Source organism: Sandarakinorhabdus sp., assembly GCF_032115815.1.
Taxonomy (GTDB): domain Bacteria; phylum Pseudomonadota; class Alphaproteobacteria; order Sphingomonadales; family Sphingomonadaceae; genus Sandarakinorhabdus.
On the sequence record NZ_JAUMBI010000039.1, the window covers coordinates 8,774 to 20,300 of the forward strand.

Genomic DNA, 11,527 nt, shown 5'->3' on the forward strand with positions numbered 1-11,527 from the left:
GGCTCATTACCGACTGGACGATCAGCGACGGCTGGCTGCTGCGCGCCGGCCTGTTCCGGTCGCAGCGGGTGATCGACGGGCAATTTGCCAACGTCGTGCGCATCACCTCGGCCGATGGCACCGGCACCCAGCGCATCACCGGCGATCCCACGCTCTACAACGGTGCCACCAGCGGGGAAGTGCGGCTGACCCGCCGCATCGCGGACGGCCCACGCCTGCACCAGGTGCATGTGACCCTGCGCGGCCGCCAGACCTATCGCCGTTTCGATGGATCAGGCGTGGTAGATCTGGGTGTGATCAACATCCTGACAACGGCCCCCGACGTGCCGCCGCCGGTACTGAATTTCGGCCCGCAGCAGGAAGACAATGTGCGGCAATGGACGGGCGGCATTGCCTATGAAGGCCGCTGGGCCGGCGTCGGCGAATTGTCGGTGGGGGTGCAGAAGAGCGATTACAGCAAGCGCATCGGCTTCCCCGGCGCCATCAATGGCATCGATGCCAGTCCCTGGCTGTATAATGTCACGGCTGCCATACAGATCAGCGACAGCATCAGCCTCTATGGCGGCGCTGTTACCGGGCTGGAGGAATCCGGCGTTGCCCCCAGTTTCGCTGCCAACCGCAACGAAGCGCTGCCGGCGATCCAGACCAGCCAGATCGATGCCGGCGTGCGCGTCGATCTGGGCGGCGGCATGCGGCTGGTTGCCGGCCTGTTCGAAGTGTCAAAGCCCTATTTCAATCTTGATGCCAATGGCCGCTTCGATGTGCTGGGCGATGTGATCAACCGCGGGGTGGAAGCCAGCATCGCCGGGCCGATCACGCCGGAACTGTCGGTCGTAGCCGGTGCCAGCCTGCTGCGCCCGCAGGTGACCGGGGATGCCGTCACGCGCGGGCTGGTTGGCCGGTTGCCAGTGGGTGCCATTGCCGAACGCGTCGAATTGTCCGCCGATTGGCGCCCCGGATTTGCGCCCGGCCTCAGCCTCGACATGCGGTTGTCCTACCGCTCGCCGGAAATCGCAACGGTCAACAACCTGGTTTCGGTGCCCACCCGCACACTCGTTGATCTAGGCGGGCGCTACCGCTTCAAGCTGGCCGGCAACGAGGCGGTGCTGCGCGTGCAGGCCACCAACCTGTTCAGCCAACAGGGCTATGAACTGCGCGGCGCCAATGCCTATACGGTGCTGCCCGGCCGGGTGACCCAGGCCTATCTCACCGTCGATTTCTAGAGGCCGGAGCGCTTTTTTGGCGGCCGGCCCTTGCGATTGGTGGGCAAAGCGGCAAACGCAGGGCGGATGACCGCTCGCTTGCCTGATCTGGCGCTTCTTCTTGCCGCAGCGCTGCTGCTGGCGCCGCCGGCCGCCGCCAGCGCCCAGCCGCAGCCCAACGACAGCACGCCGCCGCCCCCCCCAATGCTGCCCGCCGACGAGCCCGATCTGTCGCCGCCGGCAGCGCCTGTGGCGGCCACCGGCAGCCGGTCCGACGAAAACGCCGTGCGCCAATCCGGTGACGCCTTTGGCAGCACGGTCGGCCGCGAGGTGATCGGTATCTACAACCAGATGAACGTGCGCGGCTTCTCGCCGATTGCGGCCGGCAATGTGCGCATCGATGGCCTCTATTTCGATCCGGTGGTTCCGCCCAGCACCCGGATCAGCCGCACCACCACCATCCGCGTTGGCCTGTCAGCGTTGGGGAGCCCCTTCCCCGCTCCCACCGGTCTGGTGGATTTCGGCTTCCGCCGCCCCGGCGACGAAGCGGCGGGCAGCGCGCTGCTTGCGGCCGACGAATGGGGCACGGTAAATGCCGAGGTGGATGCCGTGCTCCCGGTCAGCGGCCAGTTCAGCCTGGGTCTCGGCGCATCCGCAAGGATTGAAAGCGGGCAGGACAGCACGCGTGAGAACAGTTTCGGCGGTACGCTGATCGCGCGCTGGAATCCGGCGCCGGGCCTCACATTGATCCCGTTCGCCAGCCTGCTGCACCAGACGCTGGACGATCACCGCCTCACCTTCCAGACTGCGACTGAATTCCTGCCGCCGCTGCTGCCGCGCCGCCAGCGCTTCGGGCCGGATTGGGTGAACGGCAGCGGCCTTGATGCCAATATCGGCCTGCTCACCGATTGGCAGATCGCGCCGCAATGGCAGTTGCGCGCCGGTATCTTCCGATCCTCGCGGGTGCGGGACAGGCAGATGACCAACCTGGTGCGCAATCTCCAGCCCGATCGCACCGGCAGCCAGCGCGTTATCGTCGATCCCCGCCTGAACTTTGCCGCTGTCAGCGGCGAGGTCCGCCTCACCCGCCAGATCGACGAAGGCCCGCGCCGACACCAGATCCACCTTGCGATGCGGGGCCGCAGCGGTGATCGCCGTTTCGGCGGGTCGGACACGCTGGAACTGGGGCCAGTGCAGATCGATACGCCCAGCCGCGTGCCGGAACCCGCCTTCCGCTTCACCTCGCAGCAGTTCGATGATGTAAAGCAGATCACCGGCGGCATCGGCTATGAAGGCCGCTGGCTGGGCGTTGGTGAACTCGCTGCCGGCCTGCAGTGGACCGATTACAAGAAGCGCATCGACCTCCCCGGCGGCGGCGTGCAGGCTACCGATGATCGCCTGCTGCTCTACAACATCACTTTTGCCGCCAACATCACGCCGGCGCTGGTCGTCTATGCTGGCACGGTGAATGGCCTTGAGGAAAGCGGCGTCGCCCCCGGCAATGCCATCAACCGCAACGAGGCACTGCCCGCGATCCGCACCCGCCAGATCGACGCCGGGCTGCGGCTGGCGATCACTGATCAGATCAAGCTGGTGGCCGGCGTGTTCGACATCACCAAGCCCTATTTCAACCTCGATGCCAATGGCCGCTTCGATGTGCTGGGCGACGTCTCCAATCGCGGCGTCGAAGCCTCCATCGCAGGGCCGCTGACCCACACGCTCAGCGTCGTCGCCGGTGGCGTCTGGCTGTGGCCACGTGTTTCCGCCCCCGGCGCCGCACCGGGGCGCATTGGCGAACGCCCGGTGGGCGCCATCAGCCAACGCGTCGAATTCAGCGCCGATTGGCGGCCGCCGTTCGCGCCGGGCTTCTCCTTCGATACCCGCATCGCCTATCGGAGCAGCGAGACCGCGACAGTGAGCAACAGCGTCGCCATCCCGGCGCGGACGATCGTGGATCTGGGTGGCCGCTATCGCTTCAAGCTGGCCGGCAACAACGCCCTGCTGCGCGTGCAGGTGACCAACCTGTTCGACGTGGAGGGTTATGATCTGCGCGGCGCAGGCGCCTATGGCCCCATCCCCGGCCGATTGGCTCAGGCCTATGTCACCATCGATTTCTGAACTTCTCCTCGCCACCCCGGCGGAGACGGCGGCACTGGCCGCGCGCCTCGCTGCCGTGCTGCGTCCCGGCGACGTGGTGGCGCTGCATGGCGATCTGGGCGCCGGCAAATCCACCTTTGCCCGCGGGCTGCTCAAGGCGCTGGGCTGGGCCGGCGAAGTGCCATCGCCCACCTTCACGCTGGTGCAGCCCTATGACGATCTGCCGGTGCCGGTCTGGCATGTCGATCTCTACCGGCTGGACGATCCATCAGAGGCCGATGCACTGGGCCTGTTCGAAACCGATGCCGCCCTGCTGATCGAGTGGCCGGAACGATTGGGACACCGATTGCCACCCGACTCCCTCCGCCTCACATTTTCCGGCAGCGGCGACGCACCACGCCGCTTGACTTGGGACACGCCCCCGGCTTGGGAAGGCCGGTGGCCACCTCCCTCTCCCAGATGATTCCGCCGCCCGGCACCGGGGCGTTCCTGAATGCCCAAGGCTGGGGGGGCGCCGCCGTGCGCCCGCTGGCCGGCGATGCCAGTTTCCGCCGCTATTTCCGGGTGGAATTGGCCGGCCGCACCGCCGTGCTGATGGACGCACCGCCCGACAAGGAAGACAGCCGGCCGTTTTTGGCGATCGGCAAGCATTTGCATGATCTGGGCTTTTCGGCGCCGCAAGCGTTAGCCACCGATCTCGATCAGGGGCTGGTGCTGCTGGAAGATTATGGCGATGGCCGCGTGAACCCGGTGCTGGCCGAAGATGCCAGCGCCGAGCATGAGATTTACGCCGCGGCCGTCGATATCCTCGCCGAACTGCACCAGCACCCGCCGGCAGACGTACCGCCCTACAGCGAAGCCGAATATCTGCGCGAAGCCCGACTGTTCCCGGATTGGTACCTGCCTGCCGTCGGCCTGGCCGAAGCACCCAGCTACGACAAGGCGTGGGCGCCGATGTGGCCCGCCCTCTTCACCCATCCGCCCGTGCTGGTGCTGCGCGATTACCATGCCGATAATCTGATGCTCCTCGATCGCCCCGGTCTGAAGCGGCTCGGCCTGCTCGACTATCAGGACGCGCTGGCCGGCCACCCGGCTTATGATCTGGCCAGCCTGCTGCAGGATATCCGACGCGTGGTGTCGCCCGAACTGGAAGCCGCCATGATCACCCGCTACCTCGCCGCCCGGCCCGGTATCGACGAAGCCGCCTTCCGCACCGCCTATGCCATCCTTGCCGCCCAGCGGAACATCAAGATATTGGGCGTCTTCACCCGCCTCTATGTCCGTGATGGCAAGCCAGCCTATCCGCGCTTCCACCCGCGCCTATGGGAACTGGTGAACGCCAATCTGGACAATCCGGCCCTGGCCCCGGTTAAGGCGTGGTTTGATGCCAATGTGCCGGCCAGCGCTCGCGTGGGTGTCGAGGTGCCGGCATGAACAACGCCCGCCCGCAGCTCAGTCTCAAGCCGCACATCGATTGCGTGCTGCCCCACAGCGCCATGGTGATGGCCGCCGGACTGGGCAAGCGCATGCGCCCGCTCACCGCCACCCGCCCCAAACCGCTTATCGAGGTTGCGGGCCGCAGCCTGCTCGATCGCGCGCTGGATGGCGTCTCTGCTGCCGGCATCGAACACGCGGTGGTCAACGCCCATTATTTCGCCGACCAGATCGAAGCGGCGGTGAAGGCGCGCAAAACGCCCACCCGCATCGACCTTTCCGATGAACGCAGCCAGTTGCTCGAAACGGGCGGCGGCATCACCAAGGCGCTGCCGCTGCTGCAGGGCGAGGCCTTCTACACGATCAACGCCGACAATATGTGGATCGACGGCCCGGTCGACACGCTGCGCCTGCTCGCCCAACGCTGGGACGCCGCCCAGATGGACGCCCTCCTCCTGCTCGTGCCCCTGGCCCGCGCCCACGGCTATGAAGGCCGCGGCGATTTTCACATGGATGGCCTTGGCCACCTCGCCCCCCGCGCCGGCATGCGCATGGCGCCCTTTGTCTATTCCGGCCTGCAGATCATCAGCCGCCGCCTGTTCGATGGCGAACCGGTGGAGCCCTTCACCATGTGGCGCGCCTGGAACAAGGCGCTGGAATCCGGCCGCATGTTCGGCGTCAGCCACCCCGGCCTGTGGTTCCATGTCGGCACGCCGGCCAGCATCGGCGAGACGGAAGCACTGCTGCAGGAAGTCTGAGGCTCAGGGCCTGGACGACACATAGTCGATGATCTGGGTCGACACGGCGGTTGCCCGCACATCGTCCGGTTTCATCATGATTTTCTTCAGCTCGTTGCTTTCGTGCATCATGGTCTGATCGGTCAGATGCGGGTTGCCCCTGCCCTGCGGGTCGATGAACAGGCTCTGTCCGCCGGCATCGACGACCGAATAGATCGCCGGATGTTCCTGATCGATTTCCATCAAGCCCACCCAGCCCTCGCCGCCATTGTGCGGCGCCATCACCGGCCCCAGTTTCAGCACGGCAGACAATCGTGGCGGATCAGGATCGTCCGGCAGGACAGGCCGATCGGGGCGCTGAGCTGCCGGATCATAATATTTCCAGAAGATCGGCCGCTTCCAGTCAGCCATCGCCTTGCCGGGAAACTGGCCCCGCAACTGCTCCACAGTCGCCTTGATCGTGTCCGCCAGCAGCAGTGTGCGATCACGCCCGTGGAACCAGTCGAACGCCAGTGGCGCGCCGGCCTTGTCGCCCTGCAAGGCGCGCAGCAAAAGGCTGGTCTGATAGCGCAGATAGCGGTCTTCATCGACACGGCTCCACCAGTCGCCGATGCTGTCCCCAAAGATCATCGCCGGCGCCACCGTCAGCCACTGGCGAAACAGCGTCAGCCCGGCATTGTCATAGCGCTGATCGGCATCGCGATCCTCGTAAAGGCCGTTGAACGACAGCATCAGCGCGCCCGCCTCGCGCACCTCCGGATCGTTGCTGCCTGCCATTGCTGCCCGAATAGTGGGCGCAAAAAAGGCCGGCTGCGCCTGCGTGCGGTCGCTGGCCCCCAGGGCGCTGAAGATCGCCGCATTATACGCCCGCATGTCGAGCAAGGTGATCGCCCGTCCGGATGCCGCAAGGCTGTTGCCCGCCCAAGTGCGGAACGTCGCCCCGTTGCGGGCCTCGGTGCCTTCCGGGCTCCAGCTGGTCGCCTTACTGTTCCAGGCGTGGAGATAGCCCTGTTTCGGATTGCGCACATGCGGCTGCTCTGCGGGTGTCAGGAAACCCATCCATTCATGGTCGCCGGTGCCCGGTATCGGCAGGCGCGGATCAACGCCGGCGGGCAATTTGGGCAGAGTGCCGGCTTCCCAGAAGGCGATCTGGCCATCGGCGCCGCCGTAACAGATGCCCAGATTCCAACCCATGCGGTTGACGCCCTTGGCCTCGAACTCGTCGATACTGCGGGCACGGCCCATCTCGACAATGCCGACCCAGTTGTCGATCTCCCGGCCGCGCATGGCAAAACTGTGGGAAAAGGCCACGTTGTTGGCGCTGTCCCATTGGATCACCGGGCCATGCACAGTGCGCGCCACCTCGTGCGTCACGGGCACCGCGCCTTTCACCTGGATGGTCTCCGTGCGTCGCTCCATGTCGCGCCAGCCGCCCTTGAACCAATATTGATATCTGTTCTTCGGATTGAGCTTTTCCGCAAACACCGAATTGGCCTGCGCGACACCCGATGTGAGCAGCCAGCCATGCTGCACGCCGCGGCCCATGAACGGCGGGCCATAGGCGTTGAAACTGAAACCGGCCTGATCGAAACCGCCACCGCGCAGATGGATTTCCGGGCCATCGGCGGTCGCCTCCAGCATCAGTACCCGGCCACTGGCCGATTTCTGCGGGCCGACCACCAGGCAGCGGCTGGCGCCTTTCGGCGGCTCAGCGGGCGCAGGCGGTGCCGGCGACGCGCTGAGATCGACCCCGCCCGCCCGCAACGATACCGGGCGATCCACTGGCACGGGCCGCGCCGGCGCCAAATCCTCGCCCGCAGCGATGACAGTGGGCGAATCCGGATCGGAAACCGGCACGACATCATTGAAAATGCGCCGACCCGCCGCCTCGCCATGGCGTTTGATCATCGCATTCAGAAACGCCAGGTTCGCGATCTCGTGGGCATCGCGGCCACCCGGCACCGAGGCAACATAGCGGAGATAATCCAGCAACGTCCACGGCGTCGGCCGGATCCCCCAGCGGATGAATTCCAGCGGCGTCTTGCGCTCCGGATCGGCAGCCACCTCGGCCACGGCGCGGTTGATGCCATCAACATAGGCCTGCATCATCGCCTGATGCTCAGCTGGAATGGCGTGATACATCCGCATCAACTCGGCATCGGGCAGCCGCCGATCACGCGCCGTCTTGTCACCCGCCAGCGCCGACGCGCCCAATATCTCCGCCCGCCGCCCCGCCGCGCCGCGCCACTGCAACTCCATCGCCGCCAGCCGATCCTGCGCCAGCGCATAGCCGGCGCCGAACATCACCGCCACCGACGTATCGGCAAACACATGCGGCACGCCCATGGCATCGCGGTGGATGGTGACCTTTTCCGCCGCCTGGGCTTGCGCCACGGTGGGCAGTGCCAAGGCCCACAACAAGCCCATCACCCTGACAGATTTGCCCGATCCCATGCCGCCCCCCGCTGCAACCCTGCCCGCCCAGCTTTGCCAGTTTTGACGAATCGTATCGATTCAGGGATTTCTTCTGCGCCGCCATCGCCCCACGCCGGAGCGCCGGGCAGCCCCATGATGACAGGCTTTTCCGGTGTAGGACAGATGAGACAGGAGTGGCACTGGCGGGCGCCCGAGCCGGCCTGTATGGCGGCACCAGACAGTTGGAGAGTGAAGATGCGGATGTTCCCGATCGTGATGGCACTGGCCGTTGCAACCATCGCCCAGACAGCGACCGCGCAAGCGCCGGGCAGCCGCAACGTGGCCGCCATCAGCGGCGGCACCTACACCGCTGATCCCGATCACACGCTGGTGGTGTGGACGCTCGATCACCTCGGCTTCACGCCCTACACTGGCATGTTCGGCAGCGTCACCGGCAGCCTGACCTTCGATCCGAAGCAGCCCCAAGCAACCAAGCTGGACGTGACCATTCCCGTCGTCAAGGTGACCACCGCCAGCACCGGCCTCACCCAGCACCTGCTGCGGGCGGGCAAGGAGGGCGGCAAACCCGACTTTTTCGGTCCCACCCCGGCCGATGCCCGCTTCGTCTCCACCAAGCTGGTGACCACCGGCCAGACCGCAAAGCTGACGGGCGATTTCACTTTCAACGGCGTGACCAAGCCAGTGACGCTGGATGTCAGCTTTTATGGCGCCGGCCGCACCCCACCCAACATGGGCGGCAAGGAAAACATCGGCTTCCGCGCCACTGGCACAATCCGGCGCAGCGAATTCGGGCTCGGCTTCGGCGTGCCGTTCGTGGGCGACGAGGTGAAATTGGAGATCGCCGCCGCCTTCCAGAAATAGGCCCAGAAGCAGGCAACGTTGGCCCGAATGCGGGGCCAACGGTGGTGCGCGATTTATTTTCGCGGGCATGGAACCTTTTGCCCCGTGTGTTGACATGGCAGCAGCACCGCCCCATGTCCTCCCTCGTCCTGTTCTATCGTGGCGGACCAAACGCTCGCCTGGACGGGACGAATGCAGATTTTCAGCGACGACGCGCGCATCGACGCCGTCATCACCTGGGTTGATGGTGACGATCCGGCGCACATCGCCAAACGCCTGACCCACCAGCCGCATGCCGGGCGCAATGCCAACGCCGTCAACCCGCATCGCTGGGCCTGCAACGACGAGCTGGGCTATTGCCTGCGTTCGATTGCCAATCATGCGCCGTGGATCGGGTGGATCTGGATCATCACCGATGCGCAGGCGCCCGATCTGTCACACCTGCCGGCCGATCTGGTGGCGCGGGTGCGGATTGTCGATCACCTCACCCTGTTTGCAGGCCATGAAGCCGCGCTGCCCACCTTCAACTCGCTGGCCATCGAGACGTTGTTGTGGCGCATCCCCGGCCTGGCCGAGCGCTTCGTCTATTTCAACGATGATGTGTTCCTCACCGGGCCGCTGGCGCCCGGCGATGTGTTCCAGGGCGCGGCACCGGTGCTGCGCGGCGCGTGGGTAGACCAGAGCGCCATAGCCGCCGATCCGGCCAGTCGTGACGACCCGGCGCTGCTCAACGCGCTGACCCAGATCAACGCGGCAGCCCTCGCCGGTTTCGGGGCAGACCGGCTTTTCCGCGCCGCACACGTTGTCCACCCGCTGCGCCGCTCCGTGCTGGCGCGCCTCTATGATCAGCACCGCGCCGCGTTCGTCGCCAATCTCGGCCACCGCTTCCGCTGCGTCTCGCAATTCCTGCCACAAGGCCTGCACAACCACGCGTGCATCGCCGCCGGCGTGGCGGTGCTGCACACGGAGGAAGATCATCTCCACCTGCGCACCGGCGCCGTGCTGGATTACCCGCTGCCGCAAGTCCGCGCCTACCTCGCCCGCGCGTGCCAACCGCAGTTCAAGTTCCTCTGCGTCAACGATCTCCCCCAGGTCGAAGCCGCCATCCCCGACACCCGCGCCTGGATCGAACGCGCGATAGCGGCGTGAGGGGTTAGGTAGAAGGGAGGCCTCCGGCGGGCAGGGTCGTGGGCCCTGCACCCGTTTGGTTTGGGGTGGTGCTAGATGGTGGAATTGGGCTGATTAGCTGACAGCCCACTTGAGCATAGAAGCATCCACCATATCGGCCCCAAGGTGCTGAATGAAAGCGTCGCGCAGTGCGTCTTTGTGCTTCCGCCACTTCTCGGAGTCAGACGATGGATCGAGACCCTCCGCTTGAAAGAGCCAGTCGACGAACTGTTCTGCAGTTACTGGGCCAACTTCTGGAATAAAGTCATCGACATGGGATGGCCTGCCGTCAACAACACCGCCACACCAACCATGACGCACACAAACATCGTGGTGAAGTGCGTTATAGGCTGGGTTCCCACTCATCCGGCCATTAAACCATCCAAGGAAAACGAACGCAACGTGGTCGTAGGGAGACATTGATCGAATGGGTGCAGGGACTGCGTCCCTGCCCGCCGGAGGCCACTCTGCCTTTCCTACCGCAGCAACTCACCCACCAACGACGGCCGCCGGGCGATCATCGCCAGCAGCACTTGCGCCGGGCCGGTGGGGCGGCGGCGGCCTTGTTCCCAGTTGAGGAGGGTGCCTTTGGCGACGCCGATGCTGCGCGCGAACTGGCTCTGCGAGAGGCCGGTGCTGGCCCGGATGGCGGCGACGTCGACCTGGGTGACGTTCACCTGTTGCACCTGCGCGCCGGCCGTTTTGCCGGCGGCAAAGTCGAGGGCTTCGGCAAGGCCCTGGCGGATGCTGTCATAGGCGGTCATTGGCGAGCTCCATAATGATCGATCAGGGCTTTGCTTAGCGCGACCAGTTCGGCTTGTTCGGCTTTGCCCAGATTGTCCTTCTCGTTCTTGGCGAACACGGTGACGAGGAAGATCGGCATGTGCGCGCCGCCAAACACATAGACGGTGCGATAGCCGCCGCTCTTGCCGCCGCCCGGTCGCGCAAAGCGCATCTTGCGCAGGCCCCCACCGAGCGAAAGCCCGGCTTCCGGGTTGGCCGCGACGAAGTCCACCAATGCGGCGCGTTCCTCTTCGGCCATGATCGCCTTCGCCCGCCGCAGGAATTCCGGCAATTCCACAACGGTCTGCAAGCGAGCCATGACTGCCATATATGCGCCGCAGTCATATACGTCAATGGCGCATGATCATGGAGAATGGGCTAGACCCCAACAAACGGGTGCAGGGTCTGCGACCCTGCCCGCCGGAGGCCCCTCTTCCTTTCCCCCAAACGAAAAGGGCCGCCGCTCCACCGAGCGACGGCCCTCCTGTTTCGCAGCGATCGCTGATTACAGCTTGCCGGTCAGTTCCGGCACAAGCGTGAAGAGGTCGCCGACCAGGCCGACGTCGGCCACCTGGAAGATCGGGGCTTCTTCGTCCTTGTTGATGGCGACGATGATCTTTGAATCCTTCATGCCGGCCAGGTGCTGGATCGCGCCGGAGATGCCGACGGCGACATAGAGTTCGGGCGCGACGATCTTGCCGGTTTGGCCGACCTGATAATCGTTCGGCGCATAGCCGGCATCGACGGCGGCGCGGCTGGCGCCAACGGCGGCGCCGAGCTTGTCGGCGAGCGGATCGATGAACTCGTGGAACTTGTCCGACGAGCCCAGCG

Annotated in this window: 12 protein-coding genes; 7 read left to right on the forward strand and 5 right to left on the reverse strand. The window is 65.5% G+C overall.

All coding sequences use genetic code 11. The annotated features are described in order from the left end of the window. The 5 genes from RT662_RS02065 to RT662_RS02085 form a co-directional block, all read left to right on the forward strand. On the forward strand, positions 1-1,223 hold a 1,223-nt coding region (locus RT662_RS02065), incomplete at its 5' end, for a TonB-dependent receptor domain-containing protein (protein WP_313668739.1). Positions 1,224-1,289: 66 nt separating this feature from the next. Then, the gene (locus tag RT662_RS02070; RefSeq protein WP_313668741.1) at positions 1,290-3,320 is read left to right on the forward strand and encodes a TonB-dependent receptor domain-containing protein; all 2,031 of its coding nucleotides are present in this window, start codon (positions 1,290-1,292) and stop codon (positions 3,318-3,320) included. Further along, a complete protein-coding gene (gene tsaE, locus RT662_RS02075; protein ID WP_313668742.1) occupies positions 3,301-3,762 on the forward strand; it encodes a tRNA (adenosine(37)-N6)-threonylcarbamoyltransferase complex ATPase subunit type 1 TsaE in 462 nt (153 codons plus the stop codon). Before RT662_RS02070 ends, tsaE begins: the two co-directional genes overlap by 20 nt. Then, a complete protein-coding gene (locus tag RT662_RS02080) occupies positions 3,759-4,733 on the forward strand; it encodes a phosphotransferase (RefSeq protein ID WP_313668761.1) in 975 nt (324 codons plus the stop codon). The genes tsaE and RT662_RS02080 overlap by 4 nt, the downstream gene beginning before the upstream one ends. Next, positions 4,730-5,491 carry a nucleotidyltransferase family protein gene (locus RT662_RS02085; RefSeq protein ID WP_313668744.1) on the forward strand — a complete coding sequence of 254 codons (762 nt, stop codon included), beginning with the start codon at positions 4,730-4,732 and terminating at the stop codon, positions 5,489-5,491. Before RT662_RS02080 ends, RT662_RS02085 begins: the two co-directional genes overlap by 4 nt. A 3-nt stretch (positions 5,492-5,494) precedes the next feature. Here RT662_RS02085 and RT662_RS02090 read toward each other — a convergent pair whose 3' ends face one another. Continuing rightward, entirely contained in the window at positions 5,495-7,897 is a 2,403-nt protein-coding gene (locus RT662_RS02090; RefSeq protein ID WP_313668746.1) for a penicillin acylase family protein, read from the reverse strand. Between the two features lie 249 nt (positions 7,898-8,146). Between RT662_RS02090 and RT662_RS02095 the strand changes: the two genes are divergently transcribed. Both RT662_RS02095 and RT662_RS02100 read left to right on the forward strand, forming a co-directional pair. Further along, positions 8,147-8,767 (forward strand): YceI family protein, encoded by a 621-nt coding sequence (locus RT662_RS02095; protein ID WP_409530128.1) that lies wholly within the window; start codon positions 8,147-8,149, stop codon positions 8,765-8,767. A gap of 171 nt (positions 8,768-8,938) precedes the next feature. Beyond that, positions 8,939-9,895, forward strand: coding sequence for a Stealth CR1 domain-containing protein (locus RT662_RS02100; RefSeq protein ID WP_313668750.1), 957 nt, complete (start codon positions 8,939-8,941; stop codon positions 9,893-9,895). 93 nt (positions 9,896-9,988) lie between these two features. On the opposite strand, the gene RT662_RS02105 is transcribed toward RT662_RS02100, so the two are convergent. The 4 genes from RT662_RS02105 to RT662_RS02120 form a co-directional block, all read right to left on the reverse strand. Then, the gene (locus RT662_RS02105) at positions 9,989-10,333 is read right to left on the reverse strand and encodes a hypothetical protein (RefSeq protein WP_313668752.1); all 345 of its coding nucleotides are present in this window, start codon (positions 10,331-10,333) and stop codon (positions 9,989-9,991) included. A 56-nt stretch (positions 10,334-10,389) separates the two neighbouring features. Next, entirely contained in the window at positions 10,390-10,677 is a 288-nt protein-coding gene (locus RT662_RS02110) for a helix-turn-helix domain-containing protein (RefSeq protein WP_313668753.1), read from the reverse strand. Continuing rightward, a complete protein-coding gene (locus RT662_RS02115) occupies positions 10,674-11,015 on the reverse strand; it encodes a type II toxin-antitoxin system RelE/ParE family toxin (RefSeq protein WP_313668755.1) in 342 nt (113 codons plus the stop codon). Before RT662_RS02115 ends, RT662_RS02110 begins: the two co-directional genes overlap by 4 nt. 186 nt (positions 11,016-11,201) lie before the next feature. After that, positions 11,202-11,527 (reverse strand): electron transfer flavoprotein subunit alpha/FixB family protein (locus RT662_RS02120; RefSeq protein WP_313668757.1); only part of this gene is annotated, 326 nt, incomplete at its 5' end.

Bases quoted from the DNA above. Each gene is read 5' to 3' on its own strand.
- RT662_RS02085 (WP_313668744.1), top strand. From the start codon at position 4,730: ATGAACAACGCCCGCCCGCAGCTCAGTCTCAAGCCGCACATCGATTGC.
- RT662_RS02100 (WP_313668750.1), top strand. From the start codon at position 8,939: ATGCAGATTTTCAGCGACGACGCGCGCATCGACGCCGTCATCACCTGG.
- RT662_RS02110 (WP_313668753.1), bottom strand. From the start codon at position 10,677: ATGACCGCCTATGACAGCATCCGCCAGGGCCTTGCCGAAGCCCTCGAC.
- tsaE (WP_313668742.1), top strand. From the start codon at position 3,301: ATGTCACCATCGATTTCTGAACTTCTCCTCGCCACCCCGGCGGAGACG.
- RT662_RS02090 (WP_313668746.1), bottom strand. From the start codon at position 7,897: ATGGGCTTGTTGTGGGCCTTGGCACTGCCCACCGTGGCGCAAGCCCAG.
- RT662_RS02115 (WP_313668755.1), bottom strand. From the start codon at position 11,015: ATGGCTCGCTTGCAGACCGTTGTGGAATTGCCGGAATTCCTGCGGCGG.
- RT662_RS02080 (WP_313668761.1), top strand. From the start codon at position 3,759: ATGATTCCGCCGCCCGGCACCGGGGCGTTCCTGAATGCCCAAGGCTGG.
- RT662_RS02105 (WP_313668752.1), bottom strand. From the start codon at position 10,333: ATGTCTCCCTACGACCACGTTGCGTTCGTTTTCCTTGGATGGTTTAAT.
- RT662_RS02070 (WP_313668741.1), top strand. From the start codon at position 1,290: ATGACCGCTCGCTTGCCTGATCTGGCGCTTCTTCTTGCCGCAGCGCTG.
- RT662_RS02095 (WP_409530128.1), top strand. From the start codon at position 8,147: ATGTTCCCGATCGTGATGGCACTGGCCGTTGCAACCATCGCCCAGACA.